Raw genomic sequence first — 22,288 nt, forward strand, 5'->3', positions numbered from 1 at the left:
GTCTGTGCGCGGTGGCGCTGATCACCGCGTGTCTGCAGGCCGCGCCCGCGGCGGCGCAGGCGTCCGGTGGCCGGCACGACGTGATCACCTGGGGAGCGAGTGCCGATCGCCTCGGTGACGCCGTCGCCGACCGGAGCTACCGGCTGGTCGTGCACACCAGCGCGGCCGGGGACGATCTGCGCATCCGGTTGTCCAATGCCTTCGGCGACCGGCCGGTGACGTTCGACAGCGTCTACGCCGGTCTGCGCCGTCAGGGCGCCGAACTGGTGCCCGGCAGCAACCGGCGACTGACGTTCGGCGGTGCGCGGTCCGTGACCGCGCCCGCCGGTGCCACCGTGTACAGCGACCCGCTCCCCGGCAGGCTGGCCGCCGGAACCGACCTGGTCATCAGCCTGCACGTGGCGGACGCGGCGGGGCCGGCGACCGGGCACGGGATGGCGATGCAGACGTCGTACATCGCCCAGGGCGACCGCACCGCCGAGGAGAACGCGGCCGGCTGGACGGGCACGACGGGGTCCTGGTTCTATCTCGACTCCGTGACCGTGCGGACCGGCGCGGCCACGGGAGCCGTGGTCGCGCTCGGTGACTCCATCACGGACGGCTGGGCGTCCTCGTCCGACGCCAACCGGCGCTGGCCCGACTACCTCGCCCGCCGGCTCCAGAAGGCGGACACCGCGGTCAAGGGCGTGGCGGACGAGGGGATCTCGGGCAACAAGGTCCTCGCGGACGGGGCGGGACAGAGCGCTCTGAACCGGCTGGACCGGGACGTCCTCTCCCACCCCGGTGTGCGCACCGTCTTCCTCTTCGAGGGGGTCAACGACATCAAGGCCCACACCGGTGTCACGGCCGAGGACATGATCGACGGCTACCGGCAGATCATCGACCGTGCCCACGCGGCCGGGAAGTGCGTCGTCGGAGCCACCGTCGCGCCCTTCAAGGGCTGGTCGGAGTGGGACCCGGCGGCGGAGGCCGTACGACAGGAGGTCAACACGTTCATCAGGGACAGCGGCGAGTTCGACGGGGTCACCGACTTCGACCGGATACTGCGCAGCCCCTACGACCCCGAACGGGTCATGCCGTTCTTCGACGGCGGCGACCATCTGCACCCCAATGACAAGGGCATGCAGGCGATGGCCGACGCGGTCGACCTCACGAGCCTCGACTGCCGCTCCTAGCGCCGGAGAGGCGGGACGGCCGGACGCCGTCCAGCGCAGGCACCCGGGCCGCCCGGGTGCCTGCGCTCGAGGCCTGGCGGGCATCCGGGACCGTGAAGGAGCTCGGCTCATGACGGCGTTCCCCGTCGGACCGCCCACCGAGCGCTCGCTGCGGACCACCCCGAGGGGCTGCTCCGGGGAGCGGGCGAGCGGTGGGTGCGCGGCCGCAAGGGCGACATCACGGAGCGGCCGGAGAGCGTGTTCAGCGCGTTGCTGTCGTCGGCCCGGCGCCGCGGAGATCGAGGCACCGGGCCCGACACGACGTTCAGGACAGGCAGCCGACGTGCGCGAGGGCCTGCTTGAGCAGGACCCCCTGGCCGCCCGGCATGTCGTTCTGGACCACGGCCGAAGCCGCCTCCTGGGGGCTGAACCACACGAGGTCGAGCGCGTCCTGGCGCGGGCGGCAGTCGCCGGTCACCGGGACGATGTAGGCGAGGGCCACCGCGTGCTGACGGGGGTCGTGGAACGGGGTGATCCCCTGGGTCGGGAAGTACTCGGCGACGGTGAAGGGCTGCAACGAGGGCGGGACGCGCGGCAGCGCCACCGGCCCGAGGTCCTTCTCCAGGTGGCGCAGGAGTGCGTCACGGACCCGCTCGTGGTGCAGGACCCGTCCGGCGACGAGCGTGCGGCTGACGGTCCCGTCGGGCCCGATCCGCAGCAGGAGTCCGATGCTGGTGACTTCACCGCTGTCGTCGACGCGCACGGGCACGGCTTCCACGTACAGGATCGGCATGCGGGCACGTGCCGACTCGAGGTCGTCGGCACTCAGCCAGCCGGGCGTGGTTTCGGTCGTGTCAGGCATTGCCCGATCGTACGGTCCACAACTCGCCTTGTCCGCGTGTCACTCCAGGTCAGACGCAAGTCACACGGACGGTGCTCCTCCCGGCCCACAGCCACCCACCGAGGGGGGATCCGGTCGGCCGGCATCAACCGGGCGTTGGACGGCGCCGACAGCCCTCCGTGGCCACGCTGTCCGGGCCCTGCCGCGGCCTGCGACGGCCGACCGTCGCAGCCGTCAGTTCCCCGCCGGCGCCTGGTCGCGCAGCCTGTCGCGCAGCCGGCGCAGGTCGTCCGCCGGCCGGCCCAGACCGTTCAGGCCGAGCCGGGCAGCCTCGGTCCGGGGGTCCGGGTGCATGGTGAACGCGAGGTTCAGGGCCTGGCGCACCATCCACTGCTGGCAGACGAGCAGCCGGCCCGCGCGGTGCTGGGCCGCGACGAGGTCGGGGTCCGTGAGGGGGAGACTGCGCAGGCGTCCGAGCAGCCGGTGCAGGGCGACGCTCTGCCGGTGGCAGTCCCGGGCGGTCTGGCCGGGCACGGGGCCGGGCTCACCGCAGGCGGCCACGGCACGGTCCGTCATGATCTGGAGCGCGACCGCCTCGTCGAGAATGCAGGTGAGGCCTTTCAACTGGGCGGTGCGCGGGACGAGCTCCACACTGGTGGGGTACCCACTGGGCCGCGGGCTGATCCCCCCGGGACGGCTTTCGTCCGGACCCAGGGCCGTCGGGCACGGCAGCACACAGGGGGATGTGCACCCGGGCGGCGGCTCCGGTGGTCGGGGGCAGCCCCGCCCGGCACCGGGTCCTGGAGGGTCGGTCGCCGGGCCGGCCCGCACAACGGCTGAGGAGACGATGCTGTGAACTCCCTGTCACCCGGTTTCCGCGGGCGCCGCCGTTCCCTGGCCGAGCGGTTGCCACCCGGGCAGTACCCGACCGAGTCCTTTCCCGTGCTGTCCGCGGGACCCACCCCGCGGGTGTCCACCGAGGACTGGGCCTTCACCGTGACCACGGAACGAGGTGACACGCGCACCTGGACGTGGGAGCAGATGACGGCCCTGCCGCAGCAGGGGATCGTGCAGGACATCCACTGCGTGACGCGCTGGTCCAAGTTCGACACCCGGTGGCGCGGGGTTCCCATCGACGCCTTCCTCGAGGACGTGGCGACGGACGCCGGCTTCGCCGTGGTCAGCAGCTACGGCGGCTACACCAGCAACATGCCGCTGGAGGACCTGCTCGACGGCAGGGCGTGGATCGTCCACAGCTACGAGGGGTATCCGTTGTCGCCCGAGCACGGCGGGCCCGCCCGGCTGCTGGTCCCGCATCTGTACCTGTGGAAGTCGGCCAAGTGGGTGCGCGGGCTTCGGCTCGCCATCGAGGACGAGCCCGGGTTCTGGGAGTCGATCGGCTACCACAGCTACGGTGACCCGTGGCGCGAGCAGCGCACCTGGGGCGACTGAGGATGCCCGTGCCCTGGCGCAGGGTCCGGCTGGTCGAGCGCCGCTCCCAGACTCCCAGCGCCCGTTCGCTGGTCTTCGCCGCGCCCGGCTGGCCCGGACATCTGCCCGGCCAACACGTCGATGTGCGGCTCACCGCGGACGACGGCTACCGGGCGGTGCGCAGCTACTCGCTGGCCGCACCCGCCGACGACGAGAGCATCGAGCTGGGAGTGCAGACCGTGCCCGGCGGGGAGGTCTCGCCGTATCTCGCCGACGATCTGCCACTCGGTGCGGACGTAGAGGTGCGCGGGCCGCTCGGCAACTGGTTCGTGTGGCGCACCGAGCAGCCGGAGCCGGTGCTCCTTGTCGCCGGCGGCTCGGGTGTCGTCCCCCTGGCGGCCATGATCCGCGCCCATCACCGCACGCAGTCGCGCAGCACCTTCCAGCTGCTGTACTCGGTGCGCACCCCCGACGACGTCTGGTACCGCGACCACCTGGCCGACGGGGACCCCCGCCACGACGTCCGCATCGTCTACACGCGGCAGGGCCCGCCGGCCGGCGAGCGCGCACCGGGCCGGGTCGGACGGTCCGACCTCGACGGACCCGCGTCCCGTCTGCAACCGGCAAGTCCCGTCTACGTCTGCGGTCCCACCGGCTTCGTCGAGGCCGTCGGCGATCTGCTGACCGACATGGGACGAGATCCCGCCACCATCCGCACCGAGCGCTTCGGGTGACCGGGCGCTTTCGCACCTCGGGAGGTTCCCATGACAGACGGCACCGTCCACCTCGACGGCAACTGCCTTGCCGGCCCGCTGTCCGAGATCCTGGCCGTGGAGCCCACCACGGCCTGGTGGCGTTGCCCGGAGTGCACCCGGTCGGGGCCACTGGCCGGGCTGCATGTCTACGGGCCCGAGCCCGGTCTGACCGTCCGCTGCCCGGGGTGTTCGTACATCGCCCTGCGGCTGGTCAGGGAGGGTGAGCACATCTGGCTGACGGTGGGCGGCGGCTCCGGCGCGTTCCGGTTCAGCACGGCCTGAGGGGCTCCGTCGGGCCCGCCGCGGGGCGGACCGGCGGCAGGGGAGGCGGTTCGCTCAGGCGCCCGCGCCGGCCGTGGCGCCGGCAGCACCCTTTCCCGAGCCGCCGGAGCGGTACTCGGTGGTCCAGTACAGGAGCGCGAGGGCCGGAAGGGCGGTGCCGAGGACGCCGACCGCGCCCCAGCCGCCGTCGCGGTAGGCGATCGAGCCGATCTGGGACCCGAGTGCGCCGCCGACGAAGAAGGTGGCGATGAACGCGGCGTTGAGCCGTGCCCGGGCGTGGGGGTCGAGCCGGTAGATGGTGTGCTGGCCGAGGATCATCGTGGTCTGCACGGCCATGTCCAGCACGACGGCGGCCAGGGCGATCAGCACGATGCTGTGCCCGGCCAGGCCCGCGACGGCGAAGGCCAGTGCGGCGGCGCCGAACGCGATGCCCGTCATGGTGCGGGTGAGCCCCCGGTCGGCCCAGCGTCCGGCGAGCGGGGCCACGGCCGCACCGGCCGCACCGACAAGGGCGAAGAGGCCCACGCCGACCTGTGAGTAGTGGAAGTGCGGGCCGGTGAGGAGGTAGGAGACGGTGGTCCAGAAGGCGCTGAAGGCGGCGAACATCGCCGCCTGGTACAGGCCGCGGCGCACCAGTGCGGGATGGGTGCGCATCAGCGCGAACGTGGAGCGCAGCACTTGGGCGTAGGGCACGGCCGTCGTCGGGGCGTGCCGGGGCAGCGCGGCTCGCAGGGTCAGGGCCAGCAGGGCCATCAGGACGGCCGAGCCGAGGTAGACGACACGCCAGCCGGCGATGTCGGAGACCAGGCTGCTGACCGTCCGGGACAGCAGGATGCCGGTGAGCAGGCCGCTCATCACCCGGCCCACGATCCGGCCGCGCGCATGGTCCGGGGCGAGGCCCGCGGCGAACGGGACCAGGATCTGGGCGACGACCGAGGTGGCACCGCTGATCAGCGAGGCGGCCAGCAGCATGGGGAACCCGGTCGCGAGGCCGGCCGCCACCAGGGCGAGCGTCGTGACGACGAGCAGGGTGGTGATGAGGGTGCGCTTCTCGAGCCGGTCGCCCAGCGGGACCAGGAAGAGCATGCCGATGACATAGCCGACCTGGGTGAGCGTGATCAGCAGGCCCGCGGTGGCCGAGCTGACATGGAAGACGTCGCGCAGCGAGGAGAGCAGGGGCTGTGCGTAGTACAGGTTGGCGACCGTCATGCCGCAGGCGACGGCGAACAGCGCGATCAGCCAGCCGGGTATGCCGTGGTCGGGTTCTGCGCCGGTGCTGTTCCGGCGTGCGGCTCGCAGAGCGGATGACTGAGGCACGAGGACACTTTTCTCGAGAGGCCGGAAACCCGGCGGCGCAGGGACTGCCTGTGGTGGCCGTGCGGCTTCGTCGCTGCGCCCACGGTGAGACAAGCGTCGGGCGCCTTGCTGTGCTTCCTCACCCGCGCTGATGATTCCTGATGGTGCCCATCTCTCACATTGATGGAGCACAGACCCGGGACTGTGGGCCCCGGGCGGAGCGACGGGTCACTGCACGGCGGCTGCCCGTACCGGGTGCCTGCTCAGGATCGAGACCCGGTTGAACGCGTTGATGGTGATCGCCACCCAGATCACGGCGGAGACCTGGTCGTCGGTGAGCACCTCGCGGGCCGCGGTGTAGGCGGACTCCTGAGCGGCGGCGTCGGACGGATCGGTGACCGCCTCCGCGAGGGCGAGCGCCGCGCGTTCCTGCGGGGTGAACACCTCGGTGTCGCGCCAGGCGGCCAGCACGCCCAGCCGCTGGGTGGTCTCGCCCGCGCGCAGGGCCGCCCTGGTGTGGAGGTCGAGGCAGTAGGCGCAGTGGTTGAGCTGCGACACCCGAAGGTTGATCAGCTCCACGAGGGTGCGGTCGAGCCCTGCGTCGGCCGCGGTCGCCCGGACCGTCTCGGACGTCTGGAGCAGCGTGTGATAGGCCTTGGGGCTCTGCTTGTCGATGAAGATCCGCCGGCCGGGGGGCTGGGTCGTGTCCGTGCTCAACCTGGGACTCCTTCGGGGTCGCCGCTCCGGCTCCGCTGGTGTGGGGTGCTCCGGTCGGGTTGTCGTCCTATGATCACGATATACTTGTTGAAAGTAGAACCATCATAGGGGTGGAGGGCGGTGTCCCATGAGTAACGTCGAGGCGGAGTCCGTCGAACTGCGCTGCGGAGCGTCAGTGGACGACCGACGGGAGTCGAAGGTGCCGCAGATCGAGGTGCTCACCCCGCGCGACGTGCCGCTGGGCGGCCCGCGGGCCATGACCGTGCGGCGTACGCTGCCGCAGCGCGCCCGCACCCTGATCGGCGCCTGGTGCTTCGCCGATCACTACGGTCCCGACGATGTCGCCGAGACGGGGGGCACGGATGTCGCGCCGCATCCGCACACCGGTCTGCAGACCGTGAGCTGGCTCTTCAGCGGCGAGATCGAGCACCGCGACAGCCTCGGCAGCCACGCCCTCGTACGCCCCGGCGAGCTGAACCTCATGACGGGCGGCCACGGCATCAGCCACTCGGAGGTCTCGACACCGGGGACCACGGTCCTGCACGGGGTGCAGCTGTGGGTGGCGCTCCCCGCGGAACACCGCCTCACCGAGCGGGACTTCCAGCACTACGTACCCGAGCCGGTGCGGCTCGACGGGGCCGAAGTCCGGGTCTTCCTCGGCTCCCTCGCCGGACACGACTCGCCGGTGCGGACGTTCACGCCCCTGCTGGGCGCTGAGATCGTCCTCGAGCCGGGAGCCACGGTCACACTCGGCGTCGACCCCGCCTTCGAGCACGGTCTCCTCGTCGACCACGGCCGGGTCGGCATGGCCGGCACTCTGCTCGACGCGGCGGAGCTGGGCTACGCGCCCACGGGCAGCGACTCGTTGACGCTCGTGAACGAGTCGCAGGAAAGGGCGCGGACGGTTCTCCTCGGCGGAACCCCGTTCGATGAGGAGATCGTCATGTGGTGGAATTTCATCGGCCGCAGCCATGAAGACATCGTCCGTGCCCGTGAGGACTGGGAGAACTCCTCCGACCGCTTCGGCGTGGTGGAGGGATACCCGGGCGACCGCCTTCCCGCTCCCGCCCTGCCCAACGCCGTCATCATGCCCCGCAGGAACCCACCGCGACGCTGAACCGCAGCTGAAAGGCACTGACATGAGCCAGCCGTCCGCCGAACCGACCGTCGAGCGTGTCGACGCCAAGCACCGTTACGAAATCCTGGTCGACGGCGAGCGCGCCGGTCTGACCGCCTACCGCGACCACGGCGACCAGCGCGTCTTCTACCACACCGAGGTCGACGACGCCTTCGCCGGACAGGGCCTGGCGTCGCGGCTCGTCCAGGAGGCGCTGACCGATGTGCGGGCCTCCGGCAAGCGTGCCGTGCCCGTCTGCCCCTACGTCGCCAAGTTCCTCGGCCGGCACGAGGAGTTCGCCGACATCGCCGACCCGGTCACCCCCGATGTCCTGGAGTGGCTGGACACACAGCTGGGCTGACCGCGCGAAGGGCGGAGCAGAGGCCGGGAGCCCGGCGGCTCGTGGCCGACCCGCGGACCGTCGGGCGGAGGGGGAGCGGTGGCCCGGGGCGACGCACCCGGTTCCGCCCGGACGCGCCCCTCACCCGCAGGGCCGCCGGCGTTGCCGCACCCCTACTCCGCCGCCCCCGGCAGCAGCCCGCGCAGGGTCTCGCACTGCCGGTGGTCGATCATGTGCCGGACGGCCTCGGTGACCGTCTCGGCCAGCGTCGGCGACACCTCGCGCAGCAGTCGGCGCCCCTTCTCGGTGAGGGCCACCTCGATGCCGCGCTTGTCGCCGCACACCGAGCGCCGAGTGACCAGATCCGCGTGGTGCAGACAGGCGATCTGATAGGTGAGGCGTGTCTTGGGCCGGCCCAGCATCTCGGCGATCCGCGACATGCGCAGGGCCGCGCCCGGCTGGTCGGCCAGCAGGCACAGCACGAGGAACTCGTCGTGCGAGACGCCGAGGGTGTCCTTGACCTGGGAGCGCAGTCGCTGTTCGATGGCCCCGGCCGCGGCCAGCAACTGCATCCAGGCCCGCAGTTCGGCCGGCAGCAGCCCGCTCTCGTCCGTCCCGTCGCATGCGGGCTGGTCGGCGGGCGTGGATGAGTGGGCCATGGTCCCTGAGTTTACCGGTTGTCCAGAATTGGATGAGAGATGGAGTTCGTCTCCGGGACCAACACACCCTCGGCTCCTTGGCCCCCTTGCTTCTCACAGTGCGGACGCCCCTCTTGACGCAGGCCGGAGCCGGATCGACACTCGGAGTGAATTTCCTAGTGGATCGGTAGGGAAGTATGGGGCGCCTGGAGCCGGCCATCGGCAGTGTGAGTCGCACACGCCGGCAGTCCCTCCTTCTGACCTCCCGCCGTCACATCGATCTGCTGCGTGTCTGCAGCGCGGCCGGCCCCCTGCGCTGAACCGGCCCGTGCCGGGCCCCGCCGCTCACCCGCGCGCCGCCCGGGCGTCCCGACCGCCCCGTGGCCGCCGTCCTCTGCACCCTCGCGCACCAGTACCCGGGGAGACACATGTCCGCTCATGACCCGACCGCCCTCCCGACGCCCCGGCCCGTCCCGGTCTTCCGGGGCCGTATCGGCCGCGACGCGCGCAGCGGCCACTACGCCGTACCGCGCCGCTACCGCCTCCATCTGTGCCTGTCCTGTCCGCCCTGTCTGCGGACGGCCGTCGTGCACGGCCTGCTCGGCCTGGAGGCCGACTGCCCCGTGACGCTGTTGCCCACGGTCCCCGACGGGCCGGGCGGCGAGCACTCCGCACTGCGGCCGCTCTACGAGGCGAGCGCCCACCACTACCCCGGGGCGGCCGTGGCACCGGTGCTCAGCGACGACTGGTCGGGCCGGATCGTCAGCACACACGCCCCGGACATCATGCGCGATCTGGCCCTGCACTTCGGCACGGGCGCGACGGCGCTGTATCCGCCGGGCGCCGAAGCCGAGATCGAGGGCGTGCGGCGGCTGTGCGAGCTGGGTGTCGACACGGCCGCACAGCGCGCCGGACGGGTCGACGCGGACGCCGAGGAGCGGGCCGCGGCGCTCGGCTCGCTGCTGCGCACTCTCGGTGCGCTGGAGGGCCGGCTGACCGACGCGGACTATCTGCTCGGTGGGCAACTCACCGCGGCCGACGTCGAGTTGTGGGTGAGTCTGGTGCAACTGGACACCGTGCACCGCTGGCACCTCGATGCTGCCGCGGTACACCGCATCGCCGACCATCCACGTCTGTGGGCCTACGCACGCGCGCTGGCCGCCCACCCCGCCTTCGGCGGCCTTCTCGACCTCGACGGCCTCGCCCGCAGGCACCACGCGCACTGCCGGGGACTCGAGGCTGCGGGGGCGGCGGTGCAGATCGTGGACTGGTGCGGGCACTTGCCTGAAACGGCGCGAGCGGTCGCGGACACCCGCCGGTGACACGGCGGGTGGTCCCGGGTCGTCCTCCTGTCCACAGGTGACGGCCTCCGCCGCCTCCCTCCCCGTCACGCCGAACGGTGACACGCGACCGCCCCGGCCGGATTCGATCCGGCCGGGGCGGCTGTCACGCTGAGGCCCGCTGTCTAGGCGAGGGTCGTCAGCGCCTCGTTCCAGGTCGCCGACGGGCGCATGACCGCGGCGGCCTTGGCCGGGTCGGGCTGGTAGTAGCCGCCGATGTCGGCCGGCTTGCCCTGGACGGCGGCCAGCTCCTCGACGATCTTCTGCTCGCTCGCGGCGAGCGTCTCGGCGAGCGGGGCGAACGCCTTGGCCAGCTCCGCGTCGTCGGTCTGCTTGGCCAGCTCCTGCGCCCAGTACAGGGACAGGAAGAAGTGGCTGCCGCGGTTGTCGATGCCGCCGACGCGACGGGTCGGCGACTTGTCCTCGTTGAGGAACGTCGCCGTGGCGCGGTCGAGGGTGTCGGCCAGGACCTGCGCACGCTGGTTGCCGGTGGCCTTCGCGTACTGCTCGAAGGACGGCACGAGCGCGAAGAACTCACCGAGCGAGTCCCAGCGCAGGTAGTTCTCCTTGACCAGCTGCTGGACGTGCTTCGGGGCGGAGCCGCCGGCGCCCGTCTCGAAGAGGCCGCCGCCCGCCATCAGCGGGACGACCGACAGCATCTTGGCGCTGGTGCCCAGCTCCAGGATCGGGAACAGGTCGGTGAGGTAGTCACGCAGCACGTTGCCGGTCACGGAGATGGTGTTCTCACCGCGGCGGATGCGCTCCACGGACAGCTTGGTGGCCTCGACGGGGGCCAGGATGCGGATGTCCAGGCCCTCGGTGTCGTGCTCCGGCAGGTACTGCTCGACCTTGGCGATCAGGTTGGCGTCGTGGGCGCGGGTCGCGTCCAGCCAGAACACGGCCGGGTCGCCGGTGGCACGGGCCCGGGTGACCGCGAGCTTCACCCAGTCCTTGATCGGGGCGTCCTTGGTCTGGCAGGCGCGGTAGATGTCACCCGCGGAGACCGTCTGCTCCAGGACGACGTTCCCGGCCTGGTCGACCAGGCGGACCGTGCCGGTGGTCGGGATCTCGAAGGTCTTGTCGTGGCTGCCGTACTCCTCGGCCTTCTGCGCCATGAGGCCGACGTTCGGGACGGAGCCCATGGTCGCCGGGTCGTATGCGCCGTTGGCGCGGCAGTCGTCGAGCACGGCCTGGTAGACACCCGAGTAGCTGGAGTCCGGCAGCACCGCGAGGGTGTCGTGCTCCTGGCCGTCCGGGCCCCACATGTGGCCGGAGGTGCGGATCATGGCGGGCATGGAGGCGTCGACGATGACGTCGGAGGGGACGTGCAGGTTGGTGATGCCCTTGTCGGAGTCGACCATCGCCAGCTGCGGGCCCTCGGCGAGCTCGGCGTCGAAGGAGGCCTTGATCTCGTCGCCGTTGGGCAGGGCCTCGAGGCCCTTGAAGATGCCGCCGAGACCGTCGTTCGGGGTCAGCCCCGCCGCGGCGAACGTCTCGCCGTACTTCGCGAACGTCTTCGGGAAGAAGGCGCGCACCACGTGACCGAAGACGATCGGGTCGGAGACCTTCATCATCGTGGCCTTGAGGTGCACGGAGAACAGGACGCCCTCCTCCTTGGCGCGGGCGACCTGCGCGGTCAGGAACTCGCGCAGCGCGGCGACGCGCATCACGGAGGCGTCCACGACCTCGCCCGCGAGGACCGGCACGGACTCGCGCAGCACGGTGGTGGAGCCGTCGTCGCCCTTCAGCTCGATGCGCAGCGAACCCGCCTCGGAGATCACCGCGGACTTCTCGGTCGAACGGAAGTCGTCCACGCCCATGGTCGCGACGTTCGTCCTGGACTCGGAGGTCCAGGCGCCCATGCGGTGCGGGTGGGTCTTGGCGTAGTTCTTCACCGAGGCGGGGGCACGGCGGTCGGAGTTGCCCTCACGCAGGACCGGGTTCACGGCGGAGCCCTTGATCTTGTCGTAACGGGCGCGGATCTCCCGCTCCTCGTCGGTCTTCGGCTCGTCCGGGTATTCCGGCAGCGCGAAGCCCTGGCCCTGCAGCTCGGCGACCGCGGCCTTCAGCTGCGGGACGGAGGCCGAGATGTTCGGCAGCTTGATGATGTTGGCCGCGGGGGTCTTGGCCAGCTCACCGAGTTCCGCCAGGTGGTCGCCGATCCGCTGGTCCTCGGTCAGGTACTCGGGGAAGACCGCGAGGATGCGCCCGGCCAGGGAGATGTCACGCGTCTCCACAGTGACACCCGCCTGCGAGGCGTACGCCTGGACCACCGGCAGGAAGGAATATGTCGCCAGGGCCGGGGCCTCGTCAGTGTGTGTGTAGATGATGGTCGAGTCAGTCACCGGGTGCTCCGCTCCACGTCTGCAACATTGCTCGACATCAAGATATCTCGTGAGCGCGCCCGGCTCGACAGGGGTCCGCGCCGGAGGCTCCCCGTCCGCGGCGCCGGACCGGCGGGCCGCGGGCCGGTCTGCGCCCCACGGCCCCGGACCCGCCCGCGGGGCCGGCGAACCGGCCCCCGGACGAGCCTCCATCCGCCCCGGCGGTGTCCCGTACGGCCCGGCGGCCCGGCACCCGGGCCGGGCGCCCCGGACGCCGTCACAGGGGGTCGATGCCGCCTTGGTGGACCACCATGTCGTCGCCACTGCGAGGGTGCGGTATGACGGCCGAACCCTGCTGCAGCGCCACCGTCCGGGTGGGTGCCGGGATGCGGATGCCCTCGGTCCGGTACCGCTGGTGCAGACGCTTGATGAACTCGTGCTTGATCCGGTACTGGTCGCTGAACTCGCCGACGCCCAGGATGACCGTGAAGCCGATCCGCGAGTCGCCGAACGTGTGGAAGCGGACGGCCGGTTCATGGTCGGGGACCGCGCCGGTGATCTCCGCCATCACCTCGGCCACGACCTCGGTGGTGACCTTCTCCACGTGCTCCAGGTCGCTGTCGTAGCCGACGCCCACCTGCACCAGGACGGTCAGCTGCTGCTCGGGGCGGGTGTAGTTGATCATGTTCGTCTTCGCCAGCTGCCCGTTGGGGATGACGACCAGGTTGTTGGAGAGCTGGCGCACGGTGGTCTGACGCCAGTTGATGTCGACGACATAACCCTCCTCCCCGCTGCTCAGCCGGATGTAGTCGCCCGGCTGGACGGTCTTGGAGGCGAGGATGTGGATGCCCGCGAAGAGGTTCGCGAGAGTGTCCTGAAGGGCGAGCGCGACGGCCAGACCTCCCACACCCAGGGCGGTGAGCAGGGGTGCGATCGAGATGCCCAGCGTCTGCAGCATCACCAGGAAGCCCATGGCGAGGACCACGACCCGGGTGATGTTGACGAAGATCGTGGCCGACGCGGCGACCCCGGAGCGGGACTGGGTGACCGTCCGCACCAGGCCGGCGATCACCCGGGCGGCCGTCCCCGTCGCCACGAAGATGAGGAGCACGCTCAGCGTCTGGTCGACGTGGTGCTGCACCGTCGGTGTGAGCGGCAGCAGCGCCGCCGCCGAGGCCGCGCCGCCGGCGATCGCCGCCCAGGGCACCAGCGCGCGCAGGGCGTCCACGATCACGTCGTCGCCGCTCCACCTGGTGCGCCGCGCGTGCCCGCCCAGCCAGCGCATCACGATGCGCAGCAGGAACGCGGCGACCAGACCCGCGACGAGGGCGATTCCGGCGAGTACGAGGTCGTCGAGGGTGAGCGCGCGGTTCACCGCCCACCTCCCGGGGCCAGGAGGTCGCCCGAGGGCCGGATGTGAGGAGTCGTCACCTTGCCACCTGCTCGAATACGGACCGCACGGCCGCGCGCTCACGGAGGCACGACGCGGTGTGGAGGGGATGCACGATCACGCCCGGATCGGGTGTACGCCGTCCGGGGCGAAGGTTCATCCTGCCGTATTCGGGTGTCCGGCCGTCACCGGGCCGATCCCGAACGGCCACTGACGTGTGCTCAGCCACATCCGCCCCGTCGGCCGGGTGCCGGCCGCGGTCGTCGGTTCCCCGGTGCGGACGGGGAGTTCGCCGCTCCTCAGGGCCGCGGTCACAGGTCCGTGAACGACCCGTGCCGCCCGGCCCCCGAGGAGAAGCGGGCCGCTCCCTCCAGGCCCTCCGCCAGCACGTCCATGCCGTAACGCAGTTCACCGCGCATGGCCGCGGTCTCCGCCAGGCCCTCCTGGTCGAGCACGGAGGCGCGGTCGCCCCGCAGGCAGGCCTGCGGGAACCGGGCGATCGAGGCGGCAAGTTCCTCGGCTTCGGCGCGCGAGCGGCCCGTCGGGACGACGCGGTTGGCGAGCCCCATCTCCGCTGCCTCCTGGGCCGTCACGGGACGGCCGGTGAGAATCATGTCCATCGCCCGGCTGGTGCCGATCAGCCGCGGCAGCCGCACCGTCCCGCCGTCGACGAGCGGTACGCCCCAGCGGCGGCAGAAGACCCCGAACACCGCGTCCTGTTCGGCGACCCGCAGATCGCACCAGAGCGCCAGCTCCAGACCGCCCGCCACCGCGTGCCCGGCGACCGCGGCGATCACCGGCTTGGACAGCCTGAGCCGGGTCGGCCCCATCGGGCCGTCGCCGTCCTGGGCCACCCGGTTGCCGCGCCGGGTCCCGACCGCCTTGAGATCGGCGCCCGCGCAGAACGTGCCGCCCTCGCCCCACAGCACCGCGACCCGTGCGGAGGCGTCCGCCTCGAACTCCCGGAAGGCGGCGGTGAGTGCGGCGGCCGTGGGGCCGTCCACCGCGTTCCGGGCCTCGGGGCGGGAGAGCACGACGGTGGTGACGTACCCCTGACGTTCGATCCGGACCGGCATCGGGCTGCCCCTTTCACACGGACGGTAGGGCTGGCCCCGCCGAGGTTACCCGGGAGTACGGTCGCTGTCCGGTCTCAGATCACCTTCAGCCGAACCAACGCGCCCAGGGTCAGCGCGCCGGGCAGCAGGGGCACCCACACCGTGATGATGCGGTACGCGAGGACGACCGCGGTCGCCAGGGCCACCGGGGCGCCCGCCGCCACCAGGGCGACGATCAGCGCCGCCTCCACCGAGCCGATGCCGCCCGGGGTGGGTACGGCGGCGACCGCGATGGTGGCGGCCAGGTACGCCACGGCCATGTGCGCGGGAGGCACCGGGAGCTCCAGCGCCCGACCGACCGCGGCGAGCCCCGCCGCCTGCAGCGCGGGGAAGGCCAGCGATCCGCCCCACAGGGCGAGCGCGCGGGAGGGACGGGTGTGCACCGTCCGTGCCTCGCCGAGCGCCGAGCGCAGGAAGGTGAACACGGCGGTACGCAGCTTCCGGACGGCGAGGACCACCACGGCCGCCACGCACACCACCCCGGCCACGGCGAGCAGCACCGGACCCACCGCCGGGGCGGGCACGAGGCTGTTGAGGCGGAGGGAGTCCGGGAAGGCGATCAGCAGCGCCAGCAGCAGACCGGTCCGGGCGATCGACTCGGCGAGCAGATACAGCGCGACCGCGGCGGAGGAACTGGCCAGCGGCACCCCGCACACCGCCATGAAGCGCAGATTGACCGCGCTCGCGCCGAGCCCCGTCGGCAGGAGGTGGTTGGCCGCGCCCGCCGCGAACTGCGTGGCGAGCAGCCGGCGCACGGGCAGCCGCTGGACCACGGCGCCCTGACGGGTGAAGGCGGCCGCGACCCAGGTCAGACAGGTCGCACCGGCGGCGGCCACCAGCCATGGCCACTCGGCCGAGGCCAGCTGGCCGAATCCCGCCGCGAGCACGGCCCGGTGCTGCACTGCGACCACCAGGACGAGCACGAGCGGGAGCAAGCACAGGATCTGGCGGACCGGAACACGTCTGGGGAATCCCTGGGGGAGACGTACGGCACTCACATCGGCAGAGGTTTTCCGTGCCGCACCAACGTGAGGTTGCGGGCGCGGAGACAGCGGTTGACGTGCTGGGCAAGGCACGGATGCACCGAGGGGCGCAGTTGCCGTCCGTCCCCGCGCGGCGGCACTTCCGCCGGGGCCCATGGCCCGCGTACGTCGTGCATTGACCTCAACATCGCTCGAGGTTCTAACGTCGGTCACATGAGTATGGAGACCACCGCCTGGCAGCAACTGCACAGTGTCATGACCGCGCAACGGGAGCGCCGCCCGTTCGACCGCGCCACTTTGCGCCGCATCGGCGCGTTCGCCCGTCCGCACCGCCGCCGCATCGCGCAGTTCGTCGTGGTCAGCGTGGTGACCGCGCTGCTCGCCGTCGCGACGCCCGTTCTCGCCGGACGCGTCGTCGACGCGATCGTGTCGCACGGCGACGGAGGGAGGGTCGTACGGCTGTCGCTGCTCATCGCCGTCATCGCGCTCGCCGAGGCGGCGCTCGGACTCCTCGCGCGCCGGCTGTCGGCCTCGCTGGGGGAGGGGCTGATCCTCGATCTGCGCACGGCTGTGTTCGATCATGTGCAGCGCATGCCGGTCGCGTTCTTCACACGTACGCGTACGGGTGCGCTCGTCAGTCGTCTCAACAACGACGTCATCGGTGCGCAGCGCGCCTTCAGCAACACGCTCTCGGGAGTCGTCGGCAACTTCGTCACGCTGCTGCTCACACTCGCCGTGATGCTGACGCTGTCCTGGCAGATCACCCTGCTCGCACTGCTGCTGCTGCCGGTCTTCGTGGTTCCGGCCAGACGGACGGGCAGCCGCATGGCACGGCTCCAGCGCGAGGCCGCCGACCTGAACGCGGCGATGGGCACCCGGATGACCGAACGCTTCTCCGCGCCCGGTGCCACGCTCGTGAAGCTCTTCGGACGGCCGGAGGAGGAGTCCGCCGAGTTCGCGGCGCGGGCCCGGCGCGTGCGGGACATCGGGGTGCGCACGGCCATGGCGCAGTCCGCGTTCATCACCGCGCTCACCCTGGTCTCCGCCCTCGCGCTCGCCCTGGTCTACGGACTCGGCGGCTGGTACGCCCTGCGCGGCACCCTGGAGGCGGGATCCGTCGTCTCGCTCGCACTCCTGCTCACCCGGCTCTACGCACCGCTCACCTCGCTCGCGGGTGCGCGGGTCGAGGTCATGAGCGCGCTCGTCAGCTTCGAGCGTGTCTTCGAGGTGCTGGACCTCAAGCCGCTGATCGAGGAGCGGCCCGATGCGCGCGAGATCCCCGAGGGGCCGGTTGCGGTGGAGTTCGACAACGTACGGTTCGCCTATCCCAGCGCCGACAAGGTCTCGCTCGCCTCGCTGGAGGAGGTGGCGGCCCTGGACACACGGGGCGGGACGGAGATCCTGCACGGGGTGTCGTTCCGTGCCGAACCCGGGCAGACGGTCGCGCTGGTGGGATCCTCCGGCGCCGGCAAGTCCACCATCGCCGCGCTCCTGCCTCGGCTGTACGACGTCGACGAGGGCGCGGTGCGGGTGGGCGGCGCCGATGTCCGTGACCTGAGCGCGCGCTCACTGCGCGAGACCCTCGGCATGGTGACCCAGGACGGGCACCTGTTCCACGACACCGTGCGGGCCAACCTGCTCCTGGCCCGCACGGACGCGACCGAGGACGACCTGTGGAACGCGCTGCGCCGGTCCCGGCTCGAGGATCTCGTACGGTCCCTGCCCGACGGTCTCGACACGGTCGTCGGCGAGCGCGGCTACCGCCTGTCAGGCGGCGAGCGGCAACGGCTGACCATCGCACGCCTGCTGCTGGCTCGGCAGCGCGTGGTCATCCTGGACGAGGCCACCGCGCATCTCGACAACACCTCGGAGGCCGCCGTGCAGGAGGCACTGACGGAGGCGCTGGAGGGCCGTACCGCCGTGGTCATCGCCCACCGGCTGTCCACCGTGCGGTCCGCCGACCTGATCCTCGTCGTCGAGGAGGGGCGCATCGTGGAGCGGGGCACGCACAAGGAGCTGCTGGCCGCGGGCGGGCGGTACGCGGAGCTGTACCGGACCCAGTTCGACAAGGCGGCGGTCCGGGGGACCGGCGCCGAGGCGGTGGCCTAGTCGCGGTGGGCGCCCGAGCAGGCCGGACCTTAGCGTGATGGTGGGGAGGCGCTGCCCAGGGAGACGGTGACGATGTCAGGGATGGACTACGCGGCACTGTTCGCCGCCACGCCGAGCCCCTACCTCGTGCTGGCTCCCGACCTGACGATCGTCGAGGTCAACCAGGCCTATCTGGACGCGACCAGACGGACCCGGGACAACCTCATCGGGCTGCACGTCTTCGAGGCCTTCCCCGACAACCCGGCCGACCCCGAGGCCGACGGTGTGCGCAACCTGAGCGCCTCGCTGCACCGGGTCCTGATCTCCCGGCGCCCCGACACGATGGCGCTGCAGAAGTACGACATCCCGATCATCGACCGTCCGGGCGTGTTCGAGGAGCGCTGGTGGTCCCCGATCAACACACCGATCCTCGGTCCGGACGGCGGCGTGACGTGCATCATCCACCGGGCCGAGGACGTGACCTCCTACATCCAGACCCACCTCCGGGGCGGCTGGCCGCAGTCCGAGCGGCCCAGCGCCCGCGAGGCCCTCGAGGCCGAGCTGTACTCCAGGGCGCGCGAGTTGCAGCGGCTGAACGAGGAGCTGCGGCTCGCTCACACCCGGGAGCGGCGGGTGGCCGTGGCGTTGCAGGAGGCCATGCTCCAGTCGCCCGACCTGGCCCGGCACGAGAACGTCGCGGTGCGCTATCTGCCCGCCACCGGCTCATTGAACGTGTGCGGCGACTGGTACGACTTCATCGACCTGTCCGACACGCGCTTCGCGGTGGCCGTCGGCGACGTAGTGGGGCACGGACTGGAGGCCGCCGCCGTCATGGGGATGCTCCGCAGCGCGCTGAGCGCGGCCATCCGTGCGCTGGAGCGGCCCGCCCAGGCGCTGGAGGTCCTGGGTCTGTACGCGCGGTCGGTGGAGGGTGCGCTGAACACCACCGCCGTCAAGGCCATGGTCGACACCCGCAGCCAGCTGATCATCTACAGCAGCGCCGGTCACCCGCCCCCGATCCTCGTCCACGCGGACGGGTCGCACGAGCTGCTCGACCAGGCGACGGACCCGCCGCTCGCGGCCCGGCCGCAGCATCTGCCCCGCCCGCAGGCCGGCCAGACCTACACCCCAGGCGACACCCTCGTGCTCTACACCGACGGCCTGATCGAACGCCGCGGCGAGCACATCGAAGCCGGGCTGGCCCGGCTCACCGACGCGCTGCGCCGGCACTGCGCACTCAGCCCGGAACACCTCGCCGACGTTCTGCTGACGCAACTGGGAGTGGAGGGCGGCGCCCGCGACGACATCGCCCTGGTTGTCGTCCGGCTGTGACGGCACACTGCCGCCGGCCTCGGGCGGACGGGCGATCCGGCCGGCTCAGCGGCCGATGGTGTCGAGCTCGGCGACGGCGTCGGCGGGCAGGACGAGGTCGGCCGCGGCGATGTTCTCCCGGAGATGGGCGGGCGAGGACGTGCCGGGGATGACGACGACGGCGGGTGAACGCTGCAGCAGCCAGGCGAGGGCGATCTGCTGGGGGGAGGCCTCCAGACGGGCCGCGACCTTGTGCAGGGTGTCGGACTGCAGCGGGCTGAATCCGCCGAGCGGGAAGAAGGGTGCGAAGGCGATGCCCTCGGCCGCGCACCGGTCCACCAGGGCGTCGTCCTGCCGGTTGGCGAGGTTGTAGAGGTTCTGCACCGTGACGACGGGCGCGATGGACTGGGCCTCGGTGAGCTGCGTGGCGGAGACGCCGCTGAGCCCGAGGTGACGGACGAGGCCCTGCTGCTGGAGCTCGGCGAGGGCACCGAACTGCTCCGCCAGGGATTCCTCGTCCGGGGCGTCGTGACCGCCGACGCGCAGGTTGACCACGTCCAGGGTGTCCAGTCCCAGGTGTGTGAGGTTCTCCCGCACCTGCGCCTTGAGGTCCGCCGGGTCCAGTGACGGGACCCAGCGCCCGTCGGCGGCCCGGCGGGCGCCGACCTTGGTGACGATGTGCAGGCCGGCGGGGTACGGGTAGAGCGCTTCCTTGATCAGTTCGTTGACCACGGCGGGGCCGTAGAAGTCGGCGGTGTCGATGTGCGTGATGCCCGCCTCGACGACCGCGCGCAGGACCGCGACGGCCTGTTCGCGGTCCCGGGGCGGTCCGAACACGTTCGGGCCCGCGAGCTGCATGGCGCCGTAGCCCATACGCGAGACGGTCATGCCGTCCGCGAGGTCGAACGTGCCGCCGGCAAGGGTGGTGGTCATCGGGGGTTCCTCTCGTTCCATGTCCCGCAGCGGGCCTGTGCCGCTGGGAGACCCGGATGCCGTCGCCGGGTGATCGTCCCGGCGTGCTGTCCATCCTCGAAGCGCGTCGAGGACGACGGCAGTTCCCCGGTGTTCCTGGGACCGACAGGACCAGCCACGGACGCGTACGGGCGGCTTGTCCCCGGCTGCGCCCCGGAGAGCTCGCCTCCGCGTGACCAGGATCTCGTGGCCGGACTGTTCGAAATTCGGGCAAACCCTGCTAGGAATGTGTAATAGTCATCTATTTCCTTCAGGAAAGCCCGCTCATGGCCCACGAGAGCACCCCCGACCATCACATATTCGAGATGGACCTCACCGCGGACGAGGCGCGCCGGCGTACGGAGTTCTTCGCGGCGATGGAGCCCGGCTGGGACCCGGTGGCGGCGATGGCGGCCGAGGACGAGGCGTACCGGATGCTGTACTCCGGCCTCGACGAGCATCAGCAGCGGATCTACGAGCGCCTGGTGGCCGCCGGAGTGCTGCCCCCCGATCTCGGGCAGGGCCGTGCTGCCGATTGACCCCCACGCCGACAGGGCGCGTCGCGCCTGGCTCCCGTGTCCGAACTGCCGGGACCACGAGGACTGCGACAACTGCCTGGCCGGCCGCACCTGCCACGTCCACTGGCGCTATCTGCTGTCCAACTCCGGGCCCGTGGTCCATCTGCAATGCCCGAACTGCACGCATGTGTGGTTCGAGGACACGACCGCCTGACCCCTTCGACCGGCTCCTGCGTATCCGGTGCGGCGGCGGTCCTTTTCCGCTCGCACACCTCAGCCCCCTGGGCTGGCTACCGGCGACCACGCCGTGTTGCGGCTCGTGGACAGCTCCGAGCCGAAGTGTCGGCCCCGCCCAGTGCTACGGCGAGGTGGGCAGGTGTGGGGAGCGGAGGACTAGCAGGGTGATCTCGCTGGGGGCGAAGACGCGGAACGGCGGGCCCCAGAAGCCGGTGCCGCGGCTGGTGTAGAGGAGGGTGCGGGCGCCGTGGTTGCTGAGGCCGGCGAGGGCGGGCTGGTCGATGCGGACCAGGTGGTGGAAGGGCCAGATCTGGCCGCCGTGGGTGTGGCCGGAGAGCTGGAGGTCGATGCCGTCGGCTGCCGCCTGGTCGACGAACTTGGGCTGGTGTGCCAGGAGCAGGACGGGCAGGTCGGGGTCGGCGCCGTTCAAAGCTTCGGCGAGGTCGGCGCCGTGACCTGCCAGGCCGGAGGACTCGGCGGTGACGTCGTCCACGCCGGCGACCACGAGGGTGTCGCCTCCGCGTTCGAGCAGCAGATGGCGGTTGCGCAGCGGCTCCCAGCCCAGCTCGTCCATCAGGTCGACCCAGCCCTGGGCCTCGCTGTAGTACTCGTGGTTGCCGGTGACGTACACACGGGCCCGGGTCGCCCGCACGGTACCGAGCGGGGTGGCCTGGGCGCGTCGGCGTTCGGCCGTGCCGTCCGCGATGTCCCCGGTGTGGCAGACCAGGTCGGCTTCCAGATCGTTCACCGTCTCGCACACCCGTGCCGACCAGCGAGCGCGATCGAGTGGGCCGTAGTGGGTGTCGGTGACGAGGACGACCCGGAGGCCGTCCAACCCGGCACCCAGTCGAGGGAGTTGCACGTCGAGACGGCGCACCCGTGGCACGCGGCGGGCCTCGGCATACCCCCAGCCGAGCAGTACGACGGCTACGCCGAGGACGGCCCAGGTGACGATTCGGGCCCGGTCCTGGCTCCCGCCGACGTCGGCCACGGTCAGGGCGAGCCGCAAGAGGATGCCGAGCAGAACGGACCAGGTGAACACAATCCAGCTGGTGCCCAGCAGGGTGTCACCGATGATCGCCGCCCGGTCCTGCTGGCGCCGGCCGTGGCCGCGCACCATCGTGAGCGGCATAGCGATGAGACCGAGGGCGAACAGGGCGGTGCCGACCAGCGTGACGGGCAGCGGCCAGTGCTGGCCGGTGTACAGGAGCACCCAGCAGGGCACGGTCCAAAGCAGGACGGGGGCGATCAGGGGGATGTAGCGCATCAGGCGGTGCAGCCGACTCCTGCGCGGAGCTTGTGCCTCGCTGTCGGCGGGTCGGGTGTCGCTGGTGTGGGTCATGCTTCCCCTCCCTGACCAGGCTGCCGTCTCGCGTACTGTATCCGGTCGCCCTCGAGCCGGCCGGACCGGCGTTCATGGGCGGGGCCCCTTGGGACGGAGGGTTCTCCCCGTGACGGCA

22 protein-coding genes are annotated in these 22,288 nt (G+C 71.6%); 11 read left to right on the forward strand and 11 right to left on the reverse strand.

The features are described from left to right. Positions 1 to 20: 20 nt before the first annotated feature. Entirely contained in the window at positions 21 to 1,175 is a 1,155-nt protein-coding gene (locus RCR19_RS32130; RefSeq protein ID WP_331269612.1) for an SGNH/GDSL hydrolase family protein, read from the forward strand. A gap of 304 nt (positions 1,176 to 1,479) precedes the next feature. On the opposite strand, the gene RCR19_RS32135 is transcribed toward RCR19_RS32130, so the two are convergent. Further along, on the reverse strand, positions 1,480 to 2,016 hold the full coding sequence (locus RCR19_RS32135) for an NUDIX hydrolase family protein (RefSeq protein WP_059126771.1): 537 nt from the start codon (positions 2,014 to 2,016) through the stop codon (positions 1,480 to 1,482). Between the two features lie 213 nt (positions 2,017 to 2,229). Continuing rightward, on the reverse strand, positions 2,230 to 2,646 hold the full coding sequence (locus tag RCR19_RS32140; RefSeq protein WP_059126772.1) for a hypothetical protein: 417 nt from the start codon (positions 2,644 to 2,646) through the stop codon (positions 2,230 to 2,232). Between the two features lie 201 nt (positions 2,647 to 2,847). Here RCR19_RS32140 and RCR19_RS32145 point away from each other — a divergent pair, with 201 nt between their 5' ends. The 3 genes from RCR19_RS32145 to RCR19_RS32155 are packed head-to-tail and all read left to right on the forward strand — an operon-like array spanning position 2,848 to position 4,463. Next, positions 2,848 to 3,447 carry a molybdopterin-dependent oxidoreductase gene (locus tag RCR19_RS32145; RefSeq protein ID WP_331268287.1) on the forward strand — a complete coding sequence of 200 codons (600 nt, stop codon included), beginning with the start codon at positions 2,848 to 2,850 and terminating at the stop codon, positions 3,445 to 3,447. A 2-nt stretch (positions 3,448 to 3,449) separates the two neighbouring features. After that, the gene (locus RCR19_RS32150; RefSeq protein ID WP_331269613.1) at positions 3,450 to 4,160 is read left to right on the forward strand and encodes an FAD-binding oxidoreductase; all 711 of its coding nucleotides are present in this window, start codon (positions 3,450 to 3,452) and stop codon (positions 4,158 to 4,160) included. A 30-nt stretch (positions 4,161 to 4,190) separates the two neighbouring features. Further along, on the forward strand, positions 4,191 to 4,463 hold the full coding sequence (locus RCR19_RS32155; protein ID WP_331268288.1) for a DUF6510 family protein: 273 nt from the start codon (positions 4,191 to 4,193) through the stop codon (positions 4,461 to 4,463). Between the two features lie 54 nt (positions 4,464 to 4,517). Here the strand turns inward: RCR19_RS32155 and RCR19_RS32160 are convergent, their stop codons facing one another. Beyond that, entirely contained in the window at positions 4,518 to 5,780 is a 1,263-nt protein-coding gene (locus RCR19_RS32160) for an MFS transporter (RefSeq protein ID WP_331268289.1), read from the reverse strand. 207 nt (positions 5,781 to 5,987) lie between these two features. Beyond that, positions 5,988 to 6,476 (reverse strand): carboxymuconolactone decarboxylase family protein, encoded by a 489-nt coding sequence (locus RCR19_RS32165; RefSeq protein ID WP_331268290.1) that lies wholly within the window; start codon positions 6,474 to 6,476, stop codon positions 5,988 to 5,990. Positions 6,477 to 6,603: 127 nt separating this feature from the next. Here RCR19_RS32165 and RCR19_RS32170 point away from each other — a divergent pair, with 127 nt between their 5' ends. Together RCR19_RS32170 and RCR19_RS32175 are read left to right on the forward strand one after the other, a co-directional pair. Continuing rightward, the gene (locus RCR19_RS32170; protein ID WP_331268291.1) at positions 6,604 to 7,593 is read left to right on the forward strand and encodes a pirin family protein; all 990 of its coding nucleotides are present in this window, start codon (positions 6,604 to 6,606) and stop codon (positions 7,591 to 7,593) included. A 22-nt stretch (positions 7,594 to 7,615) separates the two neighbouring features. Next, on the forward strand, positions 7,616 to 7,954 hold the full coding sequence (locus tag RCR19_RS32175) for a GNAT family N-acetyltransferase (RefSeq protein ID WP_059126778.1): 339 nt from the start codon (positions 7,616 to 7,618) through the stop codon (positions 7,952 to 7,954). A gap of 152 nt (positions 7,955 to 8,106) precedes the next feature. On the opposite strand, the gene RCR19_RS32180 is transcribed toward RCR19_RS32175, so the two are convergent. Beyond that, positions 8,107 to 8,592, reverse strand: a complete 486-nt coding sequence (locus RCR19_RS32180) for a MarR family transcriptional regulator (RefSeq protein WP_331268292.1) — start codon at positions 8,590 to 8,592, stop codon at positions 8,107 to 8,109. A 407-nt stretch (positions 8,593 to 8,999) separates the two neighbouring features. Here RCR19_RS32180 and RCR19_RS32185 point away from each other — a divergent pair, with 407 nt between their 5' ends. After that, the gene (locus tag RCR19_RS32185) at positions 9,000 to 9,893 is read left to right on the forward strand and encodes a glutathione S-transferase C-terminal domain-containing protein (protein WP_331268293.1); all 894 of its coding nucleotides are present in this window, start codon (positions 9,000 to 9,002) and stop codon (positions 9,891 to 9,893) included. 143 nt (positions 9,894 to 10,036) lie between these two features. Here RCR19_RS32185 and RCR19_RS32190 read toward each other — a convergent pair whose 3' ends face one another. From RCR19_RS32190 to RCR19_RS32205, 4 genes are all read right to left on the reverse strand, one after another. Beyond that, the gene (locus RCR19_RS32190; protein WP_331268294.1) at positions 10,037 to 12,256 is read right to left on the reverse strand and encodes an NADP-dependent isocitrate dehydrogenase; all 2,220 of its coding nucleotides are present in this window, start codon (positions 12,254 to 12,256) and stop codon (positions 10,037 to 10,039) included. A gap of 256 nt (positions 12,257 to 12,512) precedes the next feature. Then, positions 12,513 to 13,610, reverse strand: coding sequence for a mechanosensitive ion channel family protein (locus tag RCR19_RS32195; RefSeq protein ID WP_319114263.1), 1,098 nt, complete (start codon positions 13,608 to 13,610; stop codon positions 12,513 to 12,515). A gap of 326 nt (positions 13,611 to 13,936) precedes the next feature. After that, complete coding sequence (locus RCR19_RS32200; RefSeq protein WP_331268295.1) at positions 13,937 to 14,701, reverse strand: crotonase/enoyl-CoA hydratase family protein; 765 nt, start codon at positions 14,699 to 14,701, stop codon at positions 13,937 to 13,939. A 74-nt stretch (positions 14,702 to 14,775) separates the two neighbouring features. Continuing rightward, on the reverse strand, positions 14,776 to 15,738 hold the full coding sequence (locus RCR19_RS32205; protein WP_331268296.1) for a lysylphosphatidylglycerol synthase transmembrane domain-containing protein: 963 nt from the start codon (positions 15,736 to 15,738) through the stop codon (positions 14,776 to 14,778). A 204-nt stretch (positions 15,739 to 15,942) separates the two neighbouring features. On the opposite strand from RCR19_RS32205, the gene RCR19_RS32210 reads away from it, so the two are divergent. Then, entirely contained in the window at positions 15,943 to 17,832 is a 1,890-nt protein-coding gene (locus tag RCR19_RS32210) for an ABC transporter ATP-binding protein (RefSeq protein WP_331269614.1), read from the forward strand. 72 nt (positions 17,833 to 17,904) lie between these two features. Further along, positions 17,905 to 19,143 carry a SpoIIE family protein phosphatase gene (locus RCR19_RS32215; RefSeq protein ID WP_331268297.1) on the forward strand — a complete coding sequence of 413 codons (1,239 nt, stop codon included), beginning with the start codon at positions 17,905 to 17,907 and terminating at the stop codon, positions 19,141 to 19,143. A gap of 45 nt (positions 19,144 to 19,188) precedes the next feature. On the opposite strand, the gene RCR19_RS32220 is transcribed toward RCR19_RS32215, so the two are convergent. Beyond that, positions 19,189 to 20,055: an oxidoreductase gene (locus RCR19_RS32220; RefSeq protein ID WP_331268298.1), complete on the reverse strand. Its 867-nt coding sequence runs from the start codon at positions 20,053 to 20,055 to the stop codon at positions 19,189 to 19,191. 305 nt (positions 20,056 to 20,360) lie between these two features. Between RCR19_RS32220 and RCR19_RS32225 the strand changes: the two genes are divergently transcribed. Both RCR19_RS32225 and RCR19_RS32230 read left to right on the forward strand, forming a co-directional pair. After that, positions 20,361 to 20,612, forward strand: coding sequence for a DUF6400 family protein (locus RCR19_RS32225; protein ID WP_059126788.1), 252 nt, complete (start codon positions 20,361 to 20,363; stop codon positions 20,610 to 20,612). Then, complete coding sequence (locus RCR19_RS32230; RefSeq protein WP_331268299.1) at positions 20,599 to 20,805, forward strand: hypothetical protein; 207 nt, start codon at positions 20,599 to 20,601, stop codon at positions 20,803 to 20,805. Before RCR19_RS32225 ends, RCR19_RS32230 begins: the two co-directional genes overlap by 14 nt. Positions 20,806 to 20,949: 144 nt before the next feature. On the opposite strand, the gene RCR19_RS32235 is transcribed toward RCR19_RS32230, so the two are convergent. Then, positions 20,950 to 22,170 carry a metallophosphoesterase gene (locus RCR19_RS32235; protein ID WP_331268300.1) on the reverse strand — a complete coding sequence of 407 codons (1,221 nt, stop codon included), beginning with the start codon at positions 22,168 to 22,170 and terminating at the stop codon, positions 20,950 to 20,952. Positions 22,171 to 22,288 lie beyond the last annotated feature (118 nt).

The sequence above is a fragment of the Streptomyces sp. WAC07094 genome, from assembly GCF_036320405.1.
GTDB classification, from domain to species: Bacteria; Actinomycetota; Actinomycetes; order Streptomycetales; family Streptomycetaceae; genus Streptomyces; species Streptomyces lannensis.

Bases quoted from the DNA above. Each gene is read 5' to 3' on its own strand.
- RCR19_RS32135 (WP_059126771.1), bottom strand. From the start codon at position 2,016: ATGCCTGACACGACCGAAACCACGCCCGGCTGGCTGAGTGCCGACGAC.
- RCR19_RS32150 (WP_331269613.1), top strand. From the start codon at position 3,450: ATGCCCGTGCCCTGGCGCAGGGTCCGGCTGGTCGAGCGCCGCTCCCAG.
- RCR19_RS32155 (WP_331268288.1), top strand. From the start codon at position 4,191: ATGACAGACGGCACCGTCCACCTCGACGGCAACTGCCTTGCCGGCCCG.
- RCR19_RS32170 (WP_331268291.1), top strand. From the start codon at position 6,604: ATGAGTAACGTCGAGGCGGAGTCCGTCGAACTGCGCTGCGGAGCGTCA.
- RCR19_RS32175 (WP_059126778.1), top strand. From the start codon at position 7,616: ATGAGCCAGCCGTCCGCCGAACCGACCGTCGAGCGTGTCGACGCCAAG.
- RCR19_RS32180 (WP_331268292.1), bottom strand. From the start codon at position 8,592: ATGGCCCACTCATCCACGCCCGCCGACCAGCCCGCATGCGACGGGACG.
- RCR19_RS32185 (WP_331268293.1), top strand. From the start codon at position 9,000: ATGTCCGCTCATGACCCGACCGCCCTCCCGACGCCCCGGCCCGTCCCG.
- RCR19_RS32200 (WP_331268295.1), bottom strand. From the start codon at position 14,701: ATGCCGGTCCGGATCGAACGTCAGGGGTACGTCACCACCGTCGTGCTC.
- RCR19_RS32210 (WP_331269614.1), top strand. From the start codon at position 15,943: ATGGAGACCACCGCCTGGCAGCAACTGCACAGTGTCATGACCGCGCAA.
- RCR19_RS32215 (WP_331268297.1), top strand. From the start codon at position 17,905: ATGTCAGGGATGGACTACGCGGCACTGTTCGCCGCCACGCCGAGCCCC.
- RCR19_RS32220 (WP_331268298.1), bottom strand. From the start codon at position 20,055: ATGACCACCACCCTTGCCGGCGGCACGTTCGACCTCGCGGACGGCATG.
- RCR19_RS32225 (WP_059126788.1), top strand. From the start codon at position 20,361: ATGGCCCACGAGAGCACCCCCGACCATCACATATTCGAGATGGACCTC.
- RCR19_RS32235 (WP_331268300.1), bottom strand. From the start codon at position 22,170: ATGACCCACACCAGCGACACCCGACCCGCCGACAGCGAGGCACAAGCT.